A 22,445-nucleotide genomic window follows, 5' to 3' on the forward strand; every position below is an offset into this window, starting at 1 on the left:
GTTTTATTATTAGGCGAAGCTTATCGCCCGGATGGTGTCTGCGCGCGCGTTCCCTGCTGCGTCAGACAACGAATTTCAGATCCAATCCTTTGTAAAACGTCGGATATCAGGCGCACGGAGCAATCCGTGACATTTCTCACAGGCCTTGAGAAATTGACTATTCTTTTTCTCAGGTTCAACGCGGACAGGTGATGGAGTAGCTATGAGTTCATCGTTAATAGAAGAAGTGAGCCTTGAAGAAAACCACTGGTATCGCATTGTCCACGAAATGCTGGAAAAAGCGGACATCGAAATCAACGGCAGCCGCCCCTGGGATATTCAGGTTAAACAGCCTGACTTTTTTAAGCGCGTGATTCAGGAAGGCTCACTTGGTCTTGGCGAAGCTTATATGGATGGCTGGTGGGAGTGCGAACGGCTGGATATGTTTTTTCACCGCGTGCTGAAGCATAAGCTGGACCAGCAGTTGCCGCACCACTTCAAAGATACGCTGCGCGTGGCCGCCGCGCGTCTCACCAACTTACAGTCGAAAAAACGCGCATGGATCGTGGGCAAAGAGCATTACGATCTCGGGAACGACCTCTTCTCACTGATGCTCGACCCCTATATGCAATACTCCTGCGCCTACTGGAAAGAGGCCGAGACGCTGGAGCAGGCGCAGGAAGCGAAGCTGGATATGATCTGCCGCAAACTGCAGCTGGAGCCGGGCATGACGCTGCTGGACATCGGCTGCGGCTGGGGCGGGCTGGCAGAGTATGCCGCTCGCCACTACGGCGCGGTGGTGCACGGCGTGACCATCTCGGCAGAGCAGCAGAAGCTGGCGCAGCAGCGCTGCGAAGGACTGGACGTCACTATCCTGCTGCAGGATTATCGCGATCTTAACCAGCAGTTTGATCGTATCGTTTCGGTGGGCATGTTCGAGCACGTCGGCCCGAAAAACTACGCCACCTACTTCGACGTGGTGGACCGCAACCTCAAGCCGGACGGACTGTTCCTGCTGCACACCATCGGCGCGATCCGCACCGATATGAATGTCGATCCCTGGATTGATAAATATATTTTCCCCAACGGCTGTCTGCCGTCGGTGCGTCATATTGCGGACGCCAGCGAGTCTCATTTCATTCTGGAAGACTGGCATAATTTCGGCGCCGATTACGACACCACGCTGATGGCCTGGTACGAGCGCTTCCTGCAGGCGTGGCCGCAGCTGGCCGAAAAGTACGGCGAACGTTTTAAGCGCATGTTCAGTTACTATCTTAATGCCTGCGCCGGCGCCTTTCGCGCCCGCGATATTCAGCTGTGGCAGGTGGTTTTTAGCCGCGGCGTAGAAGGCGGCCTGCGCGTCGCGCGCTAAGCCGATCTGTTGAATAAGGCGCCTGGAGCGCCTTTTTTTATGCTTATTCGACGTCCGGGCGCAGAGCCGCTGCTTCACGCTGCGCCAGCACGCGCTCGACGGTATCGACGATCGCCTGAGTGTGCGGATCGATCTCGATATTGACGCGGTGTCCCAGCTTTTTCGCGCCAAGCGTAGTGCGCTCCAGGGTTTCTGGGATTAAATAGACGCAGAATTTGCTTTTGGTCACTTCGCCCACGGTCAGGCTAATGCCGTCAATACCGACGAAGCCTTTATGCAGAATATATTTCATCTGCGCCGGGTCCTGAATTTTAAACCAGACTTCGCGGTTATTTTCCGACTGGATAATTTTGCAGATTTCTGCAGTGGTCATAATATGGCCAGACATCAGGTGGCCGCCGATCTCATCGCTGAATTTCGCCGCGCGTTCAATATTGACGACGTCGCCTTCCTGCAGGTCGCCTAAATTGGTGACGCGCAGCGTTTCTTTAATCAGATCGAAACTGACGCGGTTGCCTTCAATGGCCGTGACCGTCAGACAGCAGCCGTTATGCGACACCGACGCGCCCAGCGCCAGCCCCGGCAGCAGCTCTTCCGGCAGCTCTGCGACATGGGTGCGAAACAGATCTTTTTCTTCAATGGACACAATCTTTGCGGTGCCCTGCACAATTCCGGTAAACATAGTTTTGGCCTCTGCGAAGTTTGCTCTAGCTTACCACAGCTTAGCGCGCGGATATTATTTCCGCGTCGCGTCCGCTTTACAGCCGCAATATAACGCACAGCGTGACAAAACTTGGTGAATCCTGTTAATGCCGCTACACTAACCGCGCATTTCTCCGGGATCACTCCCCTTTTCTTTTTTAACAGGTGTTAACGTGCAGAAGTATTTAACAGAAGCGCGTCAATTGCTTGCCCTTGCGATTCCGGTCATCCTTGCTCAGGTGGCGCAGACCGCAATGGGATTTGTAGATACCATCATGGCCGGCGCGGTTAGCGCCACGGATATGGCCGCCGTCGCAGTCGGCACCTCTATCTGGCTTCCGGCCATTTTATTCGGCCATGGTCTTCTGCTTGCATTGACGCCAACCGTTGCGCAACTCAACGGCTCCGGCCGCCGCGAACGTATCGCTGAACAGGTTCGCCAGGCCTACTGGCTGGCCTTCTTCGTCGCCATTCTGATTATGGCGGTGCTGTGGAACGCCGGTTACGTGATTCGCGCCATGCAGGATATCGACGAACAGCTGGCGCTGAAGGCGGAAGGCTATCTTCATGCCCTGCTATGGGGCGCGCCCGGCTATCTCTTTTTCCAGGTGATGCGCAACCAGTGCGAAGGCCTGTCGAAAACCAAACCCGGCATGGTGATGGGCTTTATCGGCCTGCTGGTCAATATCCCGCTCAACTGGATCTTTATCTACGGCCACTTCGGCATGCCGGCGCTGGGCGGCGTGGGCTGCGGCGTGGCGACCGGATCGGTGTACTGGGTGATGTTCCTGGTGATGCGGCTGTGGGTGCGCCGCATGGGCGGCATGCGCGATATCCGCATGGCCTCTCGCTGGTCGCCGCCGTCACGCGCCGTGCTGCAGCGCCTGTTTTCGCTCGGCCTGCCGGTGGCGCTGGCGCTCTTTTTCGAGGTGACGCTGTTCGCCGTGGTGGCGCTGATGGTGTCGCCGCTGGGCATCGTCGACGTTGCGGGCCACCAGATTGCGCTGAACTTCAGCTCGCTGATGTTCGTGCTGCCGCTGTCGCTCGGCGTCGCCACCACTATTCGCGTCGGCTATCGGCTGGGCCAGGGCTCAGCTGAGCAGGCGCGCGTTGCGGCCTGGACCGCGCAGGGCGTCGGCGTCTGCATGGTGGCGATAACCGCGCTGCTGACCGTGACCTTCCGCCATCAGATCGCCCTGCTCTATAACGACAACCCGGAAGTGGTCGCGCTGGCGGCGCAGCTGATGATGCTGGCGGCAATCTACCAGTTCTCCGATTCGATTCAGGTAATCGGCAGCGGCATTCTGCGCGGCTATAAAGATACGCGCTCGATCTTCTTTATTACCTTTATCGCCTACTGGATACTGGGGCTGCCCAGCGGCTATACGCTGGCGATGACTGACTGGGTAGTGCCGCGTATGGGTCCAGCGGGCTTCTGGTGCGGGTTTATTATCGGCCTGACTTCGGCGGCGATCATGATGCTGTGGCGCATTCGCCGCCTGCAACAGCTGCCTGCGCAGGTGATCCTCACGCGCGCCGCGCGCTGAGCCGTGCGGTCGGGGGAGATGTCGGGCTTCGGCTCGTCTCTCTCCTGGCGCGGTCAGCCCTGATGCGCCTTTAACGTCCTGCTACGTCTAAAAAAACGACGCATAGCGCAGTTGCTGGTCAGTCAGCACTAAAAAAGCGTTTTTCCCCTTGCCAGCGTTGCGGCGTGTCGTTAATATTCGTCCCCGCTGTCGCCCTGACAGCGTGTTGCGCTCTTAGCTCAGTTGGTTAGAGCACCACCTTGACATGGTGGGGGTCGATGGTTCGAGTCCATTAGAGCGCACCAAGTGCGTCCGTAGCTCAGTTGGTTAGAGCACCACCTTGACATGGTGGGGGTCGGTGGTTCGAGTCCACTCGGACGCACCAAATTTCTGAATGCGCTCTTAGCTCAGTTGGTTAGAGCACCACCTTGACATGGTGGGGGTCGATGGTTCGAGTCCATTAGAGCGCACCACTCTTGCGGTTTTCCTCCCTTGCGCAACTTCGCTTTTTATTGATCTCCGTCGTTTCCTTCTCCGCTTTTTAATTGGTTTTCGGATACTTAGCGTCTATACTATCCGGCGTTGTTCCACTTGAAAGGTTTCAGCGCGGCGTGCCTATGGCGATAACTCACACTCTTTGCGCAACACGCTATTGTCGGTTTCCAGACGTAACCGCACAACTTCCCTGCACGCTCAGCCTGCGTCACCTATTCTTACGTTGTACTGTCCGTTTCGTTATCAACCAGAATTCTCATTTCGATGCGTCGTCATCGAATCCCAACCTTTATCATCCATCACAACTTACAGATAACCTGTCATGAAAAAGACCAAGATCGTTTGTACTATCGGCCCGAAAACCGAATCTGAAGAGATGCTGACCCAGCTGCTTGAAGCCGGCATGAACGTTATGCGCCTTAACTTCTCGCACGGCGATTACGCCGAGCACGGTCAGCGTATCGCCAACATGCGCGCGGTGATGCAGAAAACCGGTCGTCAGGCCGCTATTCTGCTCGACACCAAAGGTCCGGAAATCCGCACCATGAAACTGGAAGGCGGTAACGACGTATCCCTGAAAGCGGGACAGACCTTTACCTTTACTACCGACCAGAGCGTGATCGGCAACAGCGAGCGCGTCGCCGTCACCTACGCTGGCTTCACTGAAGATCTGAAAATCGGCAACACCGTGCTGGTAGACGATGGTTTGATCGGCATGGAAGTTAAAGAAGTGACGGAAAACGCCGTCGTGTGCACCGTGCTGAACAACGGCGACCTCGGCGAGAACAAAGGCGTTAACCTGCCGGGCGTCTCTATCCAGCTGCCTGCGCTGGCGGAAAAAGATAAGCGCGACCTGATTTTCGGCTGCGAGCAAGGCGTCGACTTCGTGGCGGCCTCCTTTATCCGCAAGCGCTCAGACGTGCTGGAGATCCGCGAGCATCTGAAAGCCCACGGCGGCGAACATATTCAGATCATCTCCAAGATCGAAAACCAGGAAGGCCTGAACAACTTTGACGAAATCCTCGACGCCTCTGACGGCATCATGGTGGCGCGTGGCGATCTGGGCGTAGAGATTCCGGTAGAAGAAGTGATCTTCGCCCAGAAGATGATGATCAAGAAGTGCAACAAGGCGCGCAAGGTAGTGATCACCGCTACCCAGATGCTCGACTCGATGATCAAAAACCCGCGCCCTACTCGCGCGGAAGCGGGCGACGTGGCCAACGCCATCCTCGACGGCACCGATGCGGTCATGCTTTCCGGCGAGAGCGCCAAGGGCAAATACCCGCTGGAGTCAGTGACCATCATGGCCACCATCTGCGAGCGTACCGACCGCGTGATGAAGTCACGCATCGATGCGCTGGAAGACTCCCGTAAGCTGCGTATCACTGAAGCCGTCTGCCGCGGCGCGGTGGAAACCGCCGAGAAACTGGAAGCGCCGCTGATCGTGGTCGCCACCGAAGGCGGCAAATCCGCCAAATCGGTGCGCAAATACTTCCCGGATGCCACTATCCTCGCGCTGACCACCAATGAGACCACCGCCCGCCAGCTAATCCTGAGCAAAGGCATTGAAACGCGTCTGGTCACCGAGATCGCCTCTACCGACGATTTCTATCGCATCGGCAAAGAAGCGGCGCTGGAAAGCGGCTATGCGCAGAAAGGCGACGTGGTTGTAATGGTATCGGGCGCATTAGTACCAAGCGGTACCACAAATACGGCCTCAGTACACGTCATTTAATTCGTTTGAGCATTTATTTAAAAGCGCCTTTAGAGGCGCTTTTTTTATTCCGTCACTAATACAAAACCGGGAAATTTCCAATCGATAATAACTATTCAATATCCTCCGAAATTAAGGTTAATCCGATTAAATCTCTCTGTTTTCGCTAAATATTTTTATCATATGCGGTTAAGCGCTGCTTCTTTGAGCGAACGATCAAGTTTAAGCATCTTCTCATCAAAAATTTATTCTCAACTTAAAAAGCTTTGTGTAATACTTGTAACGCTACATGGAGATTAACTCAATCTAGAGGGTATAAATAATGAATCGTACTAAACTGGTACTGGGCGCGGTAATCCTGGGTTCAACTCTGCTGGCTGGTTGCTCAAGCAACGCTAAAATTGACCAGCTGTCTTCAGACGTTCAGACTCTGAACGCTAAAGTTGACCAGCTGAGCAACGACGTGAACGCAATCCGTTCTGACGTGCAGGCTGCTAAAGATGACGCAGCTCGTGCTAACCAGCGTCTGGACAACCAGGCTCACTCTTACCGTAAGTAAGAGTTCTGGTATTAAAAATGGCGCCCATGTGGCGCCATTTTTTTTGCTCTGATTTTGCCGCCAGGGCATGGCGGCAACTGTCGGGTTCAGGGTGTCGTCTGCGCGTTCTGCGCCTGCTCTGACGCCGCCTCAGCAGGCGCTGCCACCGCCTCCCCGCTCGAAACCAGCACCGGCATGCCAGAACGACGCTCCAGCGCCGCTTTGATCAGCGCGCCGTCACTCTGCGGACTCTTGATAAACTTTTTCATTGCCGGGCTGAGCGCTATCGGCATGGTCTGCGGATCGTCTTTATCGCTGTGCGACAGCGGCTGATGCACTTCGACATAGCGCTTCCCGTCGGGCTCGACGGCATATTTTACCGGCTGATTGATCACCTGCACGCGCGTCCCTTTCGGCACGCTGTTGAACAGCGCTTCGATATCCTGCGGACGCAGGCGTATGCAGCCGGAGCTGACGCGCATGCCGATGCCGAAATCGGCGTTGGTGCCGTGGATCAGATAGTTGCCGCTGCCGCGCGCCAGGCGCAGCGCAAACAGCCCCATCGGGTTTTCCGGGCCAGCAGGCACCACCGCCGGCAGCGTGATGCCATCTTTGGCGTAGCGCTTGCGGATATTGACGGTCGGCGTCCAGGTCGGATTGGGTATCTTCTGGCTGATGCTGGTCACCATCACCGGCGTCGCGGCGCCGAGCTGGCCGATGCCGATGGGATAGACGATGACCTTGTCTTCGCCTTTGGGGTAGTAATAGAGGCGCAGCTCGGCCAGGTTCACGACAATCCCCTCGCGCGGCGTATCCGGCAGCAGCATCTGCTGCGGCACCACTAACTGCGTGCCCGCCTTCGGCAGCCAGGGATCGGTGCCGGGATTCGCCTCCAGCATGCTAAGCAGCCCAATCTGGTATTTCGCCGCAATCGCTTCAAGCGGACGTTTGTCATCGGGGACGGTGGTTAACTGATTTTCGCCGATAAGGCGGCTGTCGGCGGCAGGAAGCGGGTATTCCGTGGAGAAAGCCGGCGCGGCAAGTCCAACGCTTAGCAGCAGCGCACCGGCGAAACGTAAGGCTGATTTCATGCAATCTTCTCTTTCAGATAAAAAAACAGACGCCTGTTGGCGTCTGCTAGTTTAACTCAGAGGAGATTTTGAGCGTTATGGCGAATTGCCCGAATCATCGCTTCGAGGCCCTGCGACCGCGACGGCGTCAGATGCTGGGTTAACGCCAGCTCAGCGAACCAGTGCCGCACGTCCAGCGCGACGATATCGGCTGCCGTCAGGTTTTGATACAGACTAAATACCACTGCAATCAACCCCTTAACGATAGCAGCGTCGCTGTCCCCTTCAAACGCCAGGGTGCCGTCGCTCTGCGGCGTCATCTTAATCCAGACCTGGCTCTGGCAGCCGGAGATAACGTTTTCCGGCTGATGCAGGCTTTCAGATGATTCTGGAAGTTTTGCGCCCAGCTCAATAATGTAGAGGTACTTCTCTTCCCAGTTGGCGCAACGGTTAAAGTTGCGCACCAGTTTCTCTTTATCTGGCAACGTGGCCATGACTGACTCCTGAACTCTGCTCAACCGCCCAGCAAACGATGAATACGGGTCAAACCCGCCGCCAGACGATCAGCCTCTTCTTCGCTGTTGTAGAAGGCGAACGAAGCGCGGCACATGGCTGGCACAGCGAAATGGCGCATCAGCGGCATTGCGCAGTGGTGACCGGTGCGGATAGCGATACCGTATTGATCAAGGAAGCTGCCGACGTCGTAGGCGTGATGCTTGCCCAGATTGAAAGCGATGACGCCTGCGCGATCCTGCGGGCCGTAAATCACCAGATCGGGCACCGAGGCGAGCTTGTCGAGCGCGTAGCGCATCAGCGCCTGTTCACGCTGCTGAATCGCCTCAAGACCGATCTCTTCTACATAGCGCAGCGCCGCGCCGAAGCCGATAATGCCGCCGGTATTAGGCGTGCCCGCTTCGAAACGCCAGGGCGCTTTGTTCCAGGTGGTGCCGACAGGCAGCACCACCTGATCGATCATCGAGCCGCCGCCTTCCCAGGGCGGCATCTCGTCAAGCAGCGCTTTGCGCCCGTAGAGAATGCCGACGCCGTTAGGGCCGTAAATTTTGTGGCTGGAGAAGACGTAGAAATCGCAGCCGATATCCTGCACGTCGACCTTGCCATGCATGACCGCCTGCGCGCCGTCCACCAGCGTCACCAGGCCGGCGGCTTTCGCCTGCGCCACCAGCGCTTTGACCGGATTAACGGTGCCGAGCACGTTGGAGACGTGCGTCACCGCCAGCAGGCGCGTACGGCTGTCAATCAGCCCCGCCAGCGCATCGATCGCCAGCTCGCCGTTGTCATTCAGCGGCAGCACGCGGATCTCTGCGCCGGTGCGCTGCGCCACCATCTGCCACGGCACGATATTGGCGTGGTGCTCCATCTCGGTGATGATCAGGTTATCGCCGGCCTGCAGCTGGCTTGCGCCCCAGCAGTTCGCCACCAGGTTGATTCCCTCGGTGGTGCCTTTGACAAACACGATCTCTTCCGGCGAAGAGGCGTTAAGAAAACGCGCCGCCTGCAGGCGGACGTTTTCCATATCGGTGGTGGCCTGCGCGCTCAGGCTGTGAATGCCGCGGTGCACCGCCGCATAGCCATACTGATAAAAATGGCTTTCGGCGTTAATCACCGCCAGCGGACGCTGGGCGCTGGCCGCGCTGTCAAGGTAGGCCAGCGGATGACCGTTGACCTCACGCTTCAGGATCGGGAAGTCGGCCCTGATACGTTCGAGATCGAAGTTCATCATGAGGCATCTCCAGGGAAACGCGCCGCGATGCGTTGCAGAACCGCCTGACGCAGCGTCTCATCATCCAGCGCTTCGGTCAGTTCGGCCGCAAAAGCGTGAATAATCATCTGCTGCGCCGCTTCTTCTGCGATGCCACGCGAGCGCAGGTAGAACATCTGCTCATCATCAATGCGGCCGATGGTCGCGCCGTGGCTGCACTTCACGTCGTCAGCGTAGATTTCCAGCTGCGGCTTGGTGTCCACTTCCGCCAGACGACCCAGCAACAGGTTGTTGTTGGTCATCTGCCCGTCGGTTTTCAGCGCGTGCTGCGCCACTTTGATGTGGCCGTTAAACACCGCGCGGCCTTTGTCGCGCGAGATGGTTTTATGCAGCTGACGGCTCAGGCAGTAGCCTTTGTTATGCTCCAGATAGCTGCGGGTATCCGCCACTTCCGAATTCATCGGCAGCACCAGGCTGTTCAGCGACAGCTGGGTATTCTCGCCGTTGAGCTGCACGCTGGTGTTGTGACGAGAGAGGCCCGCGCCCAGCAGGAAGCTGGTGCTGCTTACCTGCGCATCGCGACCGATAACGATATCGTTATGGGCGAAGTGGTAGCTGCTGCTCTCTTCAAACGCCAGCTTGATATGTTTCAGCTGAGCATTGTCGCCGACCGCGAAGGTAAAGCGCGCGCCGGTAAAGTGCTGTGCGCCGTCCAGGGTGACGTAATGCTCGATAACCTGCGCCTGCGCGCTCTCTTCCAGCTCGAAATGGTGGCGATGATGCACGGTGTTGAGTGCATCCGCCTGGCCGCTGGTGATATGCAGCAGGTAGAGCGGACGCGCCGCCGTCTTGCCGCGCGCCAGACGAATTGAGGTGACCTCTTCCGCCAGGCTTTCGGTCAGATGCAGAAAGACTTCCGGCTGCACCGGCGCCGGCAGCGGGCGGCGCTCGGCGGCGCGGCTATGCTGAACGGCGAAGAGTTCGGTATCGGCCGCGCTCAGCGACGGCTGAAACTGACCGTCGACGAACACCAGACGGATCGCGTCCAGCGGCAGCGCCAGCGCGTCGACCTGCGCCTGACTCAGGCTTTTCGCCTGCGGCAGCGCGAACTGGTGGGCCAGAAGCCCATCCAGCGCGGTGTATTTCCAGTTTTCATGCTTACGCGTCGGCAGACCGACGCGCATCAGCTGTTGCCAGTGCTGCTGAGCCTGCAGCGAGCGAGACTCGCCGCGCGATTCAAACAGATGATGCCACTGCTGCAGGGCGTTATCACTCTTCGTCGGTAAGCCAGCCATAGCCTTGCTCCTCCAGCTGTTTCACCAGCGTAAAGTCGCCCGATTTGACGATTTTACCTTTGTACAGCACGTGCACGAAGTCTGGCTTGATGTAGTCCAGAATACGCTGATAGTGGGTCACGATAATGAAGGCGCGCTTCTCATCGCGCAGGCTGTTGACGCCTTCCGCGACGATCTTCAGCGCATCGATATCGAGACCGGAATCGGTTTCATCAAGGATGCACAGCTCCGGCTCCAGCGCCGCCATCTGCAGGATGTCGTTGCGTTTCTTTTCGCCGCCGGAGAAGCCGACGTTGACCGAACGGGTCAGCAGATCTTCCGGCATCTTCAGCAGGTGGATCTTGTCTTCGATAAAGTCCTGGAAGTCGAAACGATCCAGCTCTTCTTTGCCGCGATATTTGCGCACCGCGTTGACCGCGGTCTGCAGGAAGAACTGGTTGCTGACGCCCGGGATCTCGACCGGATACTGAAACGCCATAAAGATGCCTTCGCCCGCGCGGTCTTCCGGGTCGAGTTCCAGCAGATCTTTGCCTTTGAAGCTCACGGAACCGCCGGTGATTTCGTAATCTTCACGGCCAGCCAGCGTTGCAGAGAGCGTACTTTTGCCTGAGCCGTTCGGCCCCATAATGGCGTGCACTTCGCCCGGTTTCACTTCGAGGTTAAGACCGCGCAGAATCTCTTTGTCTTCAACGCTAACCTGTAAATCTTTAATGCTTAACATACTTATTCCTTCACATTGCTTCCGGCAACGCGTGTGACGGCATCAGCCCACACTGTGCTCAAGGCTGATGGCTAACAGTTTTTGCGCTTCCACGGCGAATTCCAGTGGCAGCTCAGAGAAAACGTCTTTACAGAAGCCGTTGACGATCATTGAGATCGCATCTTCTTCGCTGATACCGCGCTGGAGGCAGTAAAACAGCTGATCTTCGCCGATGCGCGAGGTGGTCGCCTCATGCTCCAGCTGAGCGGTGTTGTTGCGGGTCTCGACATACGGGAAGGTATGCGCGCCGCAATCGGGGCCGATCAGCATCGAGTCGCACTGGGTAAAGTTACGCGCGTTGGTCGCGGTCGGCATGATTTTCACCAGGCCGCGATAGGTGTTCTGGCTCTTACCGGCAGAGATACCTTTGGAGATGATGGTCGATTTGGTGTTTTTACCAATGTGGATCATCTTGGTGCCGGTATCCGCCTGCTGACGGCCGCTGGTCAGCGCCACCGAGTAAAACTCGCCGATGGAGTTATCGCCGCGCAGAATACAACTCGGGTATTTCCAGGTAATGGCGGAGCCGGTCTCGGACTGCGTCCAGGACATTTTGCTGTTCTCGCCTTCGCACAGCGCGCGCTTGGTGACGAAGTTCAGAATGCCGCCTTCGCCTTCGCCGCCCGGGAACCAGTTCTGCACGGTGGAGTACTTCACTTCCGCGTTTTTATGAATAATGACTTCCACCACCGCCGCATGCAGCTGATAGGTGTCGCGCACCGGCGCGGAACAGCCTTCGATGTAGCTGACGTAGCTGTCTTCGTCGGCAATCAGAATGGTGCGTTCGAACTGACCGGTTTTCGCCGCGTTGATGCGGAAATAGGTCGACAGCTCCATCGGGCAGCGCACCCCTTTCGGGATATAGACGAAGGTGCCATCTGAGGCGACCGCGGAGTTCAGCGCCGCAAAGAAGTTATCGTTGGCCGGCACCACGGTGCCGAGATACTTCTGCACCAGCTCAGGGTGTTCCTGAATCGCTTCGCCGAACGAGCAGAAAATGATGCCCTGCTCTGCCAGCTTGCCGCGATAGGTCGTAGCAACGGAAACAGAGTCGAAAATGGCATCGACCGCCACTTCGCGACCTTCGCGTACCGGCACGCCCAGCTGATCGAACGCCTTCTCAACTTCCTGCGTCAGATAGGTGTTGGTCTCTTCGATGCCCGAGGACTGCAGCGCGCCCGGCTCAGAGGCGCAGCTATCGTCGCAGTTGCCGCATGAAGGCGCCGAGTAATAGCTGTAATCCTGATAATCCAGTTTGTCGTAATGCGCTTTCAGCCAGTGCGGCTCTTCCATTTCGAGCCAGGCGCGAAAGGCTTTAAGACGAAACTCCAGCATCCACTCTGGCTCGTTACGTTTAGCCGAGATCGCGCGCACCACATCTTCGTTGATGCCGTGCGCCATTTCGTCGGTTTGCAACTGGGTAAAGAAGCCCTCTTTGTAGTTGAGCTTGCCTTCCCACATTTGTACATCGTCAGATGTTTCGCTGTGTCGTGACATATTTCACTTACTCGACGCCAAAGCTTTCACCGCACCCGCAGGCGTGTTGAGCTTTAGGGTTATTGAATTTAAAAATCTGGTTCAGGCCTTCGCGGACATAATCCACTTCCGTACCGTCGATAAACGGCATCGCCTGAAGCGGCACGTAGAGCGTTGCGCCGTTATGGGTAAACTGCAGATCGTCGTCGGCAGGCTCTTTCACCAGATCCATGACGTAGCCGAAACCGGCGCAGCCGGATTGCTTCACGCCGAGATGCAGACCTTTAACGTCAGGATCTTGCGCCACCAGGCTAAGAATTTGCTTTGCCGCGGAATCAGTCAGCGTGACCCCTTTCCAGACGAAATCATCAGGAGAGAACGTTGCTGCATTTACAGATGCCATGTTGTTACCTCGTAAGTCCGGACCTTTTCAGGCTATCCCCCTATGGTAAGGATCTGGGCGATCACTTCAACCTCTTGTTTTGCAGGGATAATCATCTTGTGCTCTTTTTAATCGCTGCTTTATTAAGCATAGCTGCTTAGCAGACCTTTGCGGCGAGAGCGCGCGCGCCAATATCAGCAGCCTAACCTGTTAAAAATACGTAAAATTTTTTTCAGCTAGTTATTAATAATTTCTTATTGATAGGTTACGCCTTTATCAGATGCGCAGAAATTGTTCTTGCCGATTTTATTAACAGGCTAAGTAAATCGTTAAAATTTTCGCGCTGCGCAATTGCAATCCGCACTCAGTTGAATATGATAATTATTATCATTCAACATCCGAGGTGGCGCCATGACGCTCTCCGTCTCTGCCTGGCTGCAGCGCAAAATCGACGACTATAGGTTTTCCGTACGCGATATCACCGTTGATTTCTATCTGGCGCAGGCAAAGCTTAACCGGGCCGACTCTACCATTCATCAGCTGCGCCAGTTCAACGACACCTGTCTGGATATGGCCGAAATCTGCCAGATCAACGGAGACGATCAAAGTTATCTGCACGCCATGGGTAAACTTTACCACCGGCTGGTGCAGGAGATGGGCAACAGCGAGCGCGACAGGCTGTTCCGCATCCAGGCCTGTCAGCTGGCGCGCCTCTCCCTCACCCGCCTTTGCCATCAGCTGGCGCTGGTCGGAGAGTGGGACAAAGCCACCGCGCTGCAGAGCGACTTCGTGCGTCACGCGGGCTGGACATTCTAATCCAGCCGCGTCGTGACGTCGCGCACAATTTCGTTACATCAATGCCAGCAGCGCCTGCAGCGGATGCCGCATGCCGTTGCCTTCCAGCCTTTTAACCTGGCTGCGGCAGGAAAAGCCGGTCGCCAGGCAGCGCTGGCGCGGCAGTTTCTGCAGCTGCGGGTGCCACGACAGGCCATAAATCCCCAGCGAGTTGTCGAGATTCTTGCTTTCATGGCCATAGGTGCCCGCCATGCCGCAGCAGCCGACGTTTATATTCTCCAGCCGCGCGCCGAAGCGCGAGAAAATCTCCTGCCACTGGTTCGGCGTGTTGGGCAACGCCGTCACTTCGGTGCAGTGCGCGAACAGATACCAGCTTTCGCCGCTGCCCGGCACGGCTTCGCGGGTGCTGACCACCTCGCGTAGCCACTCATGCACCAGTTGAACGTGAAAGTCGCCGCGCTTGTCGCCGAGCGTCTGCTTATATTCATCGCGATAGCAGAGCACCGTCGCCGGATCGACGCCGACCATCGGCATGCCGAGCTTCGCCACCCGATTCAGGAAATCAGCGGTTTTTTCGGCGGTGCGCGCAAAACGCTGCAGAAAGCCTTTAACGTGCTGCGCCTTGCCGTTCGGCATAAAGGGCAGCAGCACCGGCCGCAGGCCCAGCTTTTCGATCAGCCGAATAAAGTCGGCGATCAGCTGCGCCTCATAGAAGCTGGTAAACGGATCCTGCACCACCAGCACCGTTTCGGCGCGCTGCGCTGAGCTCAGCGCCTCGAGTTTCTCCAGCGTCATGCTCATTGCCGGATGGCCGCTCAGCTCCTGCTTCAGCGAAGGCGACGACAGCAGCGGCAGATCGACCATGCCGATATGGGTTTTGCTTAGCTCACGCAACCAGGGCTGACGTAGAAAGAAGTTGAACGCCTTCGGCGCTTTCGCCATCAGCGGCGCATAGCTCTCGACCGCCGCCACCAGATGGTCGCTTACCGGGCGCAGGTAGCGCGTATGGTAGAGCTGCAAAAAGCGGGCGCGAAAATCGGGCACGTCGATTTTGATCGGGCACTGGGTCGAGCAGGCTTTACAGGCGAGACAGCCGGACATCGCCTCATGCACCTCGTGGGAGAAATCATATTCGCCCTTGCTGGCGTGCCAGCTGTTGCGCACGCGGCCAATCAGGGCGCGCAGCGACAGACTGTTTTCCGGCAGCTGCTTTTCCAGCTGCTGCGGATCGACGCCCTGCTCCGCCAGCAGACGCAGCCATTCGCGCGTAAGAGTGGCGCGTCCCTTCGGCGAATGGATGCGGTTGCGGGTAATCTTCATGGAGGGACACATCGGGCTGCGCGCATCGAAGTTGAAGCAGAGGCCGTTGCCGTTGCACTCCATCGCGCCGCGCCACTCGCTGCGCACCGTCAGCGGGATTTGGCGATCGTAGCTGCCGCGCGTCGTCGCGTCGACCTGCATCATCGGCTCGTTGCTGTCGAAGGGAGTGCAGATCTTGCCGGGATTCATACGGTTATCGGGATCGAACGCCGCCTTGATGCGGCGCAGCTCGTTGAACAGGGTTTCGCCGAAGAACGCCGGGCTATACTGCGCGCGAAATCCTTTGCCGTGTTCGCCCCAGAGCAGTCCGCCGTAGCGCGCGGTCAGCGCCACCACCTCATCCGACAGGGTTTTCATCAGCATCTCCTGCTGCGGATCGCACATGTCCAGCGCCGGACGCACGTGCAGCACGCCCGCGTCGACGTGGCCGAACATGCCGTAGCTCAGGCCGTGGCTGTCGAGCAGCGCGCGAAACTCGACGATATAGTCGGCAAGGTGCTCCGGCGGCACGGCGGTATCCTCGACAAAGGGGATCGGCTTGGCGCGCCCTTTGGCGTTGCCCAGCAGGCCTACCGCTTTTTTCCGCATGTTATAGATGCGCTCGATACCGTCGAGATCCTCGCAGAGCTGGTAGCCGATCACGCCGCCCTGTCGCTGCGCCATCAGGCTCTCCAGCCGCGCGCAGAGCGAAGCGACCTGCTGCTCGATCAGCGCGCCGTCGTCCCCGGCGAACTCAACGATATTGAGGCCGAGCATCTCTTTGTCCGGCACGTCGGTAATCAGCTCGCGCACCGAGTGCCAGACGATATCTTCCCGCGCCAGGTTAAGGACTTTGGAATCCACCGTTTCGACCGACAGCGCCTTCGCCTCGACCATAAAGGGCGCGTTGCGCAGCGCGGAGTCGAAAGAGTCATATTTAATGTTCACCAGCCGACGCACTTTAGGGATCGGCGTGATGTCGAGCCGCGCTTCGGTGATAAAGGCCAGCGTCCCCTCCGCGCCGCACAGCAGGCGCGTCAGATCGAAGGTCTGCATATCGTCGCTGAAGACGTGCCGCAGATCGTAGCCGGTGAGGAAGCGGTTCAGCTTCGGAAATTTTTCCAGAATCAGCGCGCGCTGCTCGCGGCATCGCGTCAGCACCTGCTGATAGATACGCCCTTCCGGCGTCGCGGTCTGCGCCAGCGTCTCCGCCAGCGCGGCGGCCATCGGCCGGGTATCGAGTATGTCGCCGCCGAGCAGCACCGCGCGCAGCCCCAGCACGTGATCGGAGGTTTTACCGTAGACCAGCGAGCCCTGGCCCGAGGCGTCGGTATTGATCATCCCACCCAGCGTCGCGCGGTTGCTGGTGGAGAGCTCCGGCGAGAAGAAAAAGCCGTAGGGCTTAAGCCAGGCGTTGAGCTGATCCTTGACCACGCCCGCTTCGACGCGCACCCAACCCTGCTCGAGATTAATCTCCAGGATGCGGTTCATATGGCGCGACATGTCTACCACGATGCCCTGATTCAGCGACTGGCCGTTGGTGCCGGTTCCGCCGCCGCGCGGCGTGAAGATCAGCTCGTTAAAGCGCGCCTCGCCCGCCAGGCGCGCAATCAGCGCGACGTCGGCGGTGGAGCGCGGAAAGAGCACCGCGTCCGGCAGCAGCTGATAGATGCTGTTGTCGGTGGACATTAACAGGCGGTCGGCGTAGCTGGTGGCGGTATCGCCAGTGAAGCCCTGCGCCTTCAGCGCGTCAAGGAATGTCAGCACCCGTTGAACGAGGCCGGGCGCCTGAGAAATCTGTGGGATCATTATTGGGAGACCAGATGTTGTAAACGTTTGCGTTGCTTGTTTTGTCTGAACGTTCCGTTTTAACACATTTTTTTCGCGCTCGCTGTTTTTTCAGGAAAGGGAAAAACCGCTTCTTCCGCCTCTGTTTAAAGGGGCCAAAATAGCTCATCATTAAGTCGGGCCTGATTGCCCCCTAATGAAGGATTATTTGAGGTCGTTGTTCCTTATGAAAAACCTGCACCGCACCACGGATATGCCGCAGAGGCTCTTTACGCTGCTCTTTATCCTGCTGATGATCGTCGCCTGCATCTGGATAGTTCAGCCTTTTATACTGGGTTTCGCCTGGGCGAGCATGGTGGTCATCGCCACCTGGCCGCTGATGCTGCGCGTGCAGCGTCTGCTGTGGAACCGGCGTTCGCTGGCGGTCGTCGTGATGACACTGCTGCTGTTGCTGCTGTTTATTATTCCCATCGCGCTGCTGGTCAACAGCCTTATCGACAACAGCGCGCCCGTTATCGCCTGGGCGACGCAGGGCCATATGGAGATGCCGTCGCTGCTGTGGCTGAATGATATTCCGGCCATCGGCGACAAACTCTTCTCCAGCTACCACAAACTGGTGGCGGGCGGCGGCTCAGCCATTATGGCGAAACTGCAGCCCTATGTCGGTCGCACCACCGGCTTCTTCGTCGCGCAGGCGGGCCACTTCGGCCGGCTGATGATCCATCTCGGCGTGATGCTGCTGTTCAGCGCCCTGCTGTTCTGGCGCGGCGAACAGGCGGCGCAGGGCATCCGCCACTTCGCCTTTCGCATGGCGGGCCGTCGCGGCGACGCCACGGTGCTGCTGGCCGGTCAGGCGATCCGCGCCGTGGCGCTCGGCGTGGTGGTGACCGCGCTGGTGCAGGGCGTGCTGGGCGGCATCGGCCTGGCGCTGTCCGGCATCCCCTACGCCACGCTGCTGACCGTCCTGATGATCCTCTGCTGTCTGGTGCAAATCGGGCCGCTTATCGTGCTGGTGCCCGCCATTATCTGGCTCTACTGGAGCGGCGACACCACATGGGGAACGGTGTTGCTGATCTGGAGCTGCGTGGTTGGCACACTGGACAACGTGCTGCGCCCGATGCTGATCCGCATGGGCGCCGATTTGCCGATGATCCTGATCCTCTCCGGCGTTATCGGCGGGCTGGTCGCTTTCGGCCTGATTGGTCTCTTTATCGGTCCTGTCGTGCTGGCGGTCTCTTATCGACTGGTCTCCGTCTGGATGCATGAGGCTCCGCCGCCGCCAGAAGGCGATCTCGCCAGCGTAGTCGAGATTCTGTCCGATCACGACGAAGAACATCTGCCTTCCTGAAATCGGCCTCAGGGCGGTTAACCGCCCTGACTCATTTGCGTGACGTTAATATTTTTTTTCATTAGCGGTTTTTAAGAAAAAACGCAGTTTTCGGCCCTGAGGCCGCATATCAGCGGCGAATAGTTTATTTTTCGCACTGGTTTACCCCGATCTTGCGGCTAAACAGGTGACAAAAGTTTACTGGCTTTAAACTAATAAGAGGATTCTTAAAGACTCAGAACCGCGCGATGAATAACATGATTCCTAAGTTTGAAATCAACCTACTGATTTTTAAACAACCTTTTTCCCCTGAGTAAAGTGAAGAATTGCTGTGTGTAGTCTTTGCCCATCCCCTGTGATGGGCTTTTTTTTGGCCTGAAGAAAGTAAAAAGGCCAGCAAAGCTGGCCTTTTAGCGACAATTTACCTAAATAATCATGCGCTTTTGCTTAACTCAGACAGCGACAGCCAGGTTTCCACCACGGTGTCCGGATTAAGCGACAGGCTGTCGATACCCTCTTCCATCAGCCAGGCCGCGAAGTCCTGATGATCGGACGGCCCCTGGCCGCAGATGCCGACATATTTGCCCTGCTTTTTCGCCGCCTGAATCGCCATCGACAGCAGCGCTTTCACCGCCTCGTTGCGCTCGTCGAACAGCGCCGACACCACGCCTGAATCGCGATCCAGCCCCAGCGCCAGCTGCGTCATATCGTTCGAGCCGATTGAGAAGCCGTCGAAATGCTCCAGAAACTGCTCCGCCAGCAGCGCGTTCGAGGGGATTTCGCACATCATGATGATTTTCAGGCCGTTCTCGCCGCGCTTCAGCCCCTGACGGCCCAGCTCCTCAACCACCGCCTGCGCCTGCGCCACGGTGCGCACAAAGGGCACCATGATTTCGACGTTGGTCAGGCCCATCTCGTTGCGCACGCGCTTCACCGCTTCGCACTCCAGCGCGAAACAGTCGCGGAAGCTGTCCGCCACATAGCGTCCGGCGCCGCGGAAGCCCAGCATCGGGTTCTCCTCTTCCGGCTCGTAGCGCTCGCCGCCGACCAGATTGGCGTACTCGTTCGATTTGAAGTCCGACAGGCGCACAATCACCCGCTTCGGCGCGAAGGCGGCGCCGAGCGTGGCGATCCCTTCGGTCAGGCGGGCGATATAGAACTCGACCGGGCTGTCGAAGCCTTTCATCATGCCGCGGATCTGCTGCTGCAGTTCTGGGGTCTGCTGGTCAAACTCCAGCAGCGCTTTCGGGTGCACGCCAATCATGCGGTTGATGATGAACTCCAGACGCGCCAGGCCGACGCCTTCGTTCGGCAGGCAGGCAAAATCGAAGGCGCGGTCGGGGTTGCCGACGTTCATCATGATCTTCAGCGGCAGCGCCGGCATCTCGTCTACCTGCGAGCTGGTGACTTCGAAATCGATCAAATCGCTATAGACATAGCCGGTGTCGCCCTCGGCGCAGGAGACGGTGACTTTGTTGCCGTCCTGCAAGCGATCGGTAGCGTCGCCGCAGCCCACCACTGCCGGGATGCCCAGCTCGCGCGCGATAATCGCCGCGTGACAGGTGCGCCCGCCGCGGTTAGTGACGATCGCCGAGGCTTTCTTCATGATCGGCTCCCAGTCGGGATCGGTCATATCCGTGACCAGCACGTCGCCTTTTTCAATGCGGTTCATCTCGCTGATGTCGTGGATCACTTTGACTTCGCCCGCGCCGATGCGATGGCCGATGGCGCGGCCTTCCACCACCACGCTGCCTGTGCCCTGCAGGTTATAGCGCTCCATCACCTGTCCGTTGGAGCGCACGGTTTCCGGTCGCGCCTGCACGATAAAGAGCTTGCCGGTGTGGCCATCTTTGGCCCATTCGATATCCATCGGACGCTTGTAGTGCTGCTCGATCAGCACCGCCTGACGCGCCAGCGCCTGCACTTCCTCATCGGTCAGCGAGAAACGGTCGCGTTCGCTTTCCGGCACGTCTTCGATGCGCACCTGCTCGCCGTGCGACTGCGAATCGGCGTAAACCATACGCACCTTTTTCGAACCCATATTGCGACGCACGATCGCCGGGCGATCGGCGGCCAGGGTCGGCTTGTGCACGTAAAACTCGTCGGGATTGACCGCGCCCTGCACCACCATTTCGCCAAGACCGAAAGCGGAGGTGATAAATACCACCTGATCGAAGCCCGATTCGGTATCGATGGTGAACATCACGCCCGAAGAGGCGAGATCGGAGCGCACCATACGCTGAACGCCCGCCGACAGCGCGACGCCGCGATGGTCGTAGCCCTGATGCACGCGGTAGGAGATGGCGCGATCGTTAAACAGCGAGGCGTAAACGTGCTTTACGGCGATGATCACCGCGTCATAGCCCTGCACGTTAAGAAAGGTTTCCTGCTGGCCGGCGAAGGAGGCGTCCGGCATATCTTCTGCGGTGGCGGAAGAGCGTACGGCGAACGATGCCTCGGCATCGTCTGCGGAGAGTTGCTCGTAAGCCTCGCGAATAGCCGTTTCCAGTTCAGGCTGGAACGGAGTATCCACGACCCACTGACGGATCTGCTTGCCGGCTTTCGCCAGCTCGTCGATATCGTCGATATCGGTCTTGTCCAGTAAATCGTAAATGCGCTGGTTGAGGCCGCTCTGATCGAGGAACTGATTAAATGCGTAAGATGTGGTCGCATATCCGTTGGGCACGGAAACGCCCAGCGACGACAAATTCGTAATCATTTCACCCAGAGAGGCGTTTTTGCCTCCCACGCGATCGACATCATGCATGCCAAGCTGGTTATACCAGAGCACTAACGGCTGTTCGCCTGTAATGGACATCGAGATTATCCTTTTAAGAATGAATGGGCACATGGAAAATTTAGCTATTCGCAAAATTAGCCTGGCACAATGCGCAATTAATGACTAAGTGTTGAATCGTTAAAGCGCGCAAGATTTAGCACTTTAGGAATTATTCCGATAATTGCGCCACGTTGCGCAAATCCGCTATTTTGCGCTAAGGCTATGATGTTGCTTGTTTTCGCTATTTTTCATCATCTTATCAGCTATTTTTGTTGCGCAACTCCCTGCCGTGTTATTTCCCGGCGCCAGGCAGCAATGGCGATTCAGGCGAAGTTAAAACGTCATTTCATTATTTAGCGGCGTCGGTTTTCGCCGTCGCAGACGAGAAAAAACGAAAAGTTCACAAAATTTAAACATGGATTTTTTATTTTGTTCTGACCGCTAATTAAAGCTGCTAACCTGACGCTATCTCTCTACGCATAAGGTAAAGGCCATGAGCAGCGAAAGAAGCGTTTTCTATATTTCCGACGGCACTGCGATTACCGCAGAGGTGCTGGGCCATGCGGTGCTGTCGCAGTTTCCGGTGGGCTTTAATAGCCTGACGCTGCCCTTTGTGGAGAACGTGCAGCGCGCCCAGGCGGTGAAGGCGCAGATCAACGCGCTCTATCAGAAAAGCGGCGTGCGCCCGCTGGTGTTTTTCTCTATCGTCACGCCGGAAGTGCGCGACATCATTACGCAGAGCGAGGGCTTCTGTCAGGATATCGTGCAGGCGCTGGTAGCGCCGCTGCAGGAAGAGCTGGGGATGGCGCCCGCCCCGGTGGCGCACCGCACCCACGGTCTCGACGCCAGCAACCTCGGCAAGTACGACGCGCGCATCGCCGCGATTGACTACACCCTGGCGCACGACGACGGCATCTCGCTGCGCGGGCTGGAAGATGCGCAGGTGATCCTGCTGGGCGTGTCGCGCTGCGGCAAAACGCCCACCAGCCTCTATCTGGCGATGCAGTTCGGCATCCGCGCCGCCAACTATCCTTTTATCGCCGACGATATGGATAACCTTAAGCTGCCTGCCGCCCTGCGCCCGTTTCAGAACAAGCTGTTTGGCCTGACTATCGATCCCGAGCGACTGGCCGCCATTCGCCAGGAGCGGGCGGAAAATACCCGCTACGCCTCTATGCGCCAGTGCCGGCTCGAAGTCGGCGAGGTTGAAGCGCTGTTTCGCACCCATCAGATCCGCTACCTCAACAGCACCAACTATTCGGTTGAAGAGATCGCCACCAAAATTCTCGACATCATGGGACTGACGCGCCGCATGTACTGAGACGCTAGCGGCGGCGCCTTGTAAAGCGCCGCTGCCGTCGCACAAAATATCATTTCAGTTTATAGGCTTGCATTCGCAGACTAATAATTTATTGTGATCACCATCAC

Annotated in this window: 17 protein-coding genes, 3 tRNA genes and 1 other RNA gene; 11 read left to right on the top strand and 10 right to left on the bottom strand. The window is 57.5% G+C overall.

Annotation, left to right across the window (positions count from 1 at the left end):
- Nucleotides 1-202: 202 nt before the first annotated feature.
- Nucleotides 203-1,351 carry a cyclopropane fatty acyl phospholipid synthase gene (gene cfa / locus PVE98_RS10875; RefSeq protein WP_096073068.1) on the top strand — a complete coding sequence of 383 codons (1,149 nt, stop codon included), beginning with the start codon at nucleotides 203-205 and terminating at the stop codon, nucleotides 1,349-1,351.
- Nucleotides 1,352-1,394: 43 nt separating this feature from the next.
- Here cfa and PVE98_RS10880 read toward each other — a convergent pair whose 3' ends face one another.
- Entirely contained in the window at nucleotides 1,395-2,033 is a 639-nt protein-coding gene (locus PVE98_RS10880; protein WP_096073067.1) for a riboflavin synthase subunit alpha, read from the bottom strand.
- A gap of 193 nt (nucleotides 2,034-2,226) precedes the next feature.
- On the opposite strand from PVE98_RS10880, the gene PVE98_RS10885 reads away from it, so the two are divergent.
- From PVE98_RS10885 to PVE98_RS10910, 6 genes are all read left to right on the top strand, one after another.
- Nucleotides 2,227-3,600, top strand: a complete 1,374-nt coding sequence (locus tag PVE98_RS10885) for an MATE family efflux transporter (RefSeq protein WP_096073066.1) — start codon at nucleotides 2,227-2,229, stop codon at nucleotides 3,598-3,600.
- 207 nt (nucleotides 3,601-3,807) lie between these two features.
- A tRNA-Val gene (locus PVE98_RS10890) sits at nucleotides 3,808-3,884 on the top strand.
- 3 nt (nucleotides 3,885-3,887) lie between these two features.
- Nucleotides 3,888-3,964, top strand: a tRNA-Val gene (locus tag PVE98_RS10895).
- Between the two features lie 11 nt (nucleotides 3,965-3,975).
- Nucleotides 3,976-4,052, top strand: a tRNA-Val gene (locus PVE98_RS10900).
- A gap of 344 nt (nucleotides 4,053-4,396) precedes the next feature.
- Complete coding sequence (pykF, locus tag PVE98_RS10905) at nucleotides 4,397-5,809, top strand: pyruvate kinase PykF (RefSeq protein ID WP_033747467.1); 1,413 nt, start codon at nucleotides 4,397-4,399, stop codon at nucleotides 5,807-5,809.
- A gap of 301 nt (nucleotides 5,810-6,110) precedes the next feature.
- On the top strand, nucleotides 6,111-6,347 hold the full coding sequence (locus PVE98_RS10910; RefSeq protein WP_007374746.1) for a major outer membrane lipoprotein: 237 nt from the start codon (nucleotides 6,111-6,113) through the stop codon (nucleotides 6,345-6,347).
- Between the two features lie 86 nt (nucleotides 6,348-6,433).
- On the opposite strand, the gene PVE98_RS10915 is transcribed toward PVE98_RS10910, so the two are convergent.
- From PVE98_RS10915 to sufA, 7 genes are read right to left on the bottom strand one after another with little or no spacing between them, the layout of a single operon-like run.
- Nucleotides 6,434-7,417: a L,D-transpeptidase family protein gene (locus PVE98_RS10915; RefSeq protein WP_313619270.1), complete on the bottom strand. Its 984-nt coding sequence runs from the start codon at nucleotides 7,415-7,417 to the stop codon at nucleotides 6,434-6,436.
- A gap of 56 nt (nucleotides 7,418-7,473) precedes the next feature.
- Entirely contained in the window at nucleotides 7,474-7,890 is a 417-nt protein-coding gene (sufE, locus tag PVE98_RS10920; RefSeq protein WP_033789826.1) for a cysteine desulfuration protein SufE, read from the bottom strand.
- 20 nt (nucleotides 7,891-7,910) lie between these two features.
- Nucleotides 7,911-9,134, bottom strand: a complete 1,224-nt coding sequence (gene sufS, locus PVE98_RS10925) for a cysteine desulfurase SufS (protein WP_033748020.1) — start codon at nucleotides 9,132-9,134, stop codon at nucleotides 7,911-7,913.
- Nucleotides 9,134-10,411: a Fe-S cluster assembly protein SufD gene (sufD, locus tag PVE98_RS10930; RefSeq protein ID WP_096073064.1), complete on the bottom strand. Its 1,278-nt coding sequence runs from the start codon at nucleotides 10,409-10,411 to the stop codon at nucleotides 9,134-9,136. The genes sufS and sufD overlap by 1 nt, the downstream gene beginning before the upstream one ends.
- Entirely contained in the window at nucleotides 10,386-11,132 is a 747-nt protein-coding gene (sufC, locus tag PVE98_RS10935) for a Fe-S cluster assembly ATPase SufC (protein WP_033789824.1), read from the bottom strand. The genes sufD and sufC overlap by 26 nt, the downstream gene beginning before the upstream one ends.
- 42 nt (nucleotides 11,133-11,174) lie before the next feature.
- Entirely contained in the window at nucleotides 11,175-12,668 is a 1,494-nt protein-coding gene (gene sufB, locus PVE98_RS10940; RefSeq protein WP_033747483.1) for a Fe-S cluster assembly protein SufB, read from the bottom strand.
- 7 nt (nucleotides 12,669-12,675) lie between these two features.
- Nucleotides 12,676-13,050 (bottom strand): Fe-S cluster assembly scaffold SufA, encoded by a 375-nt coding sequence (gene sufA / locus PVE98_RS10945; protein ID WP_033747484.1) that lies wholly within the window; start codon nucleotides 13,048-13,050, stop codon nucleotides 12,676-12,678.
- A 390-nt stretch (nucleotides 13,051-13,440) separates the two neighbouring features.
- Between sufA and PVE98_RS10950 the strand changes: the two genes are divergently transcribed.
- A complete protein-coding gene (locus PVE98_RS10950) occupies nucleotides 13,441-13,845 on the top strand; it encodes a hypothetical protein (RefSeq protein WP_096073063.1) in 405 nt (134 codons plus the stop codon).
- A gap of 33 nt (nucleotides 13,846-13,878) precedes the next feature.
- Here the strand turns inward: PVE98_RS10950 and PVE98_RS10955 are convergent, their stop codons facing one another.
- Nucleotides 13,879-16,932: an FAD-binding and (Fe-S)-binding domain-containing protein gene (locus PVE98_RS10955; protein WP_096073062.1), complete on the bottom strand. Its 3,054-nt coding sequence runs from the start codon at nucleotides 16,930-16,932 to the stop codon at nucleotides 13,879-13,881.
- A 205-nt stretch (nucleotides 16,933-17,137) separates the two neighbouring features.
- Here PVE98_RS10955 and ydiK point away from each other — a divergent pair, with 205 nt between their 5' ends.
- Both ydiK and rprA read left to right on the top strand, forming a co-directional pair.
- On the top strand, nucleotides 17,138-18,259 hold the full coding sequence (ydiK, locus tag PVE98_RS10960) for an AI-2E family transporter YdiK (RefSeq protein ID WP_096073061.1): 1,122 nt from the start codon (nucleotides 17,138-17,140) through the stop codon (nucleotides 18,257-18,259).
- Between the two features lie 244 nt (nucleotides 18,260-18,503).
- An RNA gene (gene rprA / locus PVE98_RS10965) (antisense sRNA RprA) lies at nucleotides 18,504-18,612 on the top strand.
- A gap of 59 nt (nucleotides 18,613-18,671) precedes the next feature.
- Here the strand turns inward: rprA and ppsA are convergent.
- Nucleotides 18,672-21,056 (bottom strand): phosphoenolpyruvate synthase, encoded by a 2,385-nt coding sequence (gene ppsA / locus PVE98_RS10970; RefSeq protein ID WP_096073060.1) that lies wholly within the window; start codon nucleotides 21,054-21,056, stop codon nucleotides 18,672-18,674.
- A 454-nt stretch (nucleotides 21,057-21,510) separates the two neighbouring features.
- On the opposite strand from ppsA, the gene PVE98_RS10975 reads away from it, so the two are divergent.
- Entirely contained in the window at nucleotides 21,511-22,338 is an 828-nt protein-coding gene (locus PVE98_RS10975) for a pyruvate, water dikinase regulatory protein (protein ID WP_033747499.1), read from the top strand.
- Nucleotides 22,339-22,445: the final 107 nt, after the last annotated feature.

This window comes from Pantoea sp. GABEPS69, from assembly GCF_045780835.1.
GTDB classification, from domain to species: Bacteria; Pseudomonadota; Gammaproteobacteria; order Enterobacterales; family Enterobacteriaceae; genus Pantoea; species Pantoea septica.

Excerpts from the sequence above, each read along its gene's own strand:
- cfa (WP_096073068.1), top strand. The coding sequence starts at position 203 with ATGAGTTCATCGTTAATAGAAGAAGTGAGCCTTGAAGAAAACCACTGG.
- PVE98_RS10880 (WP_096073067.1), bottom strand. The coding sequence starts at position 2,033 with ATGTTTACCGGAATTGTGCAGGGCACCGCAAAGATTGTGTCCATTGAA.
- pykF (WP_033747467.1), top strand. The coding sequence starts at position 4,397 with ATGAAAAAGACCAAGATCGTTTGTACTATCGGCCCGAAAACCGAATCT.
- PVE98_RS10910 (WP_007374746.1), top strand. The coding sequence starts at position 6,111 with ATGAATCGTACTAAACTGGTACTGGGCGCGGTAATCCTGGGTTCAACT.
- PVE98_RS10915 (WP_313619270.1), bottom strand. The coding sequence starts at position 7,417 with ATGAAATCAGCCTTACGTTTCGCCGGTGCGCTGCTGCTAAGCGTTGGA.
- sufE (WP_033789826.1), bottom strand. The coding sequence starts at position 7,890 with ATGGCCACGTTGCCAGATAAAGAGAAACTGGTGCGCAACTTTAACCGT.
- sufS (WP_033748020.1), bottom strand. The coding sequence starts at position 9,134 with ATGAACTTCGATCTCGAACGTATCAGGGCCGACTTCCCGATCCTGAAG.
- sufD (WP_096073064.1), bottom strand. The coding sequence starts at position 10,411 with ATGGCTGGCTTACCGACGAAGAGTGATAACGCCCTGCAGCAGTGGCAT.
- sufC (WP_033789824.1), bottom strand. The coding sequence starts at position 11,132 with ATGTTAAGCATTAAAGATTTACAGGTTAGCGTTGAAGACAAAGAGATT.
- sufB (WP_033747483.1), bottom strand. The coding sequence starts at position 12,668 with ATGTCACGACACAGCGAAACATCTGACGATGTACAAATGTGGGAAGGC.
- sufA (WP_033747484.1), bottom strand. The coding sequence starts at position 13,050 with ATGGCATCTGTAAATGCAGCAACGTTCTCTCCTGATGATTTCGTCTGG.
- PVE98_RS10950 (WP_096073063.1), top strand. The coding sequence starts at position 13,441 with ATGACGCTCTCCGTCTCTGCCTGGCTGCAGCGCAAAATCGACGACTAT.
- PVE98_RS10955 (WP_096073062.1), bottom strand. The coding sequence starts at position 16,932 with ATGATCCCACAGATTTCTCAGGCGCCCGGCCTCGTTCAACGGGTGCTG.
- ydiK (WP_096073061.1), top strand. The coding sequence starts at position 17,138 with ATGAAAAACCTGCACCGCACCACGGATATGCCGCAGAGGCTCTTTACG.
- ppsA (WP_096073060.1), bottom strand. The coding sequence starts at position 21,056 with ATGTCCATTACAGGCGAACAGCCGTTAGTGCTCTGGTATAACCAGCTT.
- PVE98_RS10975 (WP_033747499.1), top strand. The coding sequence starts at position 21,511 with ATGAGCAGCGAAAGAAGCGTTTTCTATATTTCCGACGGCACTGCGATT.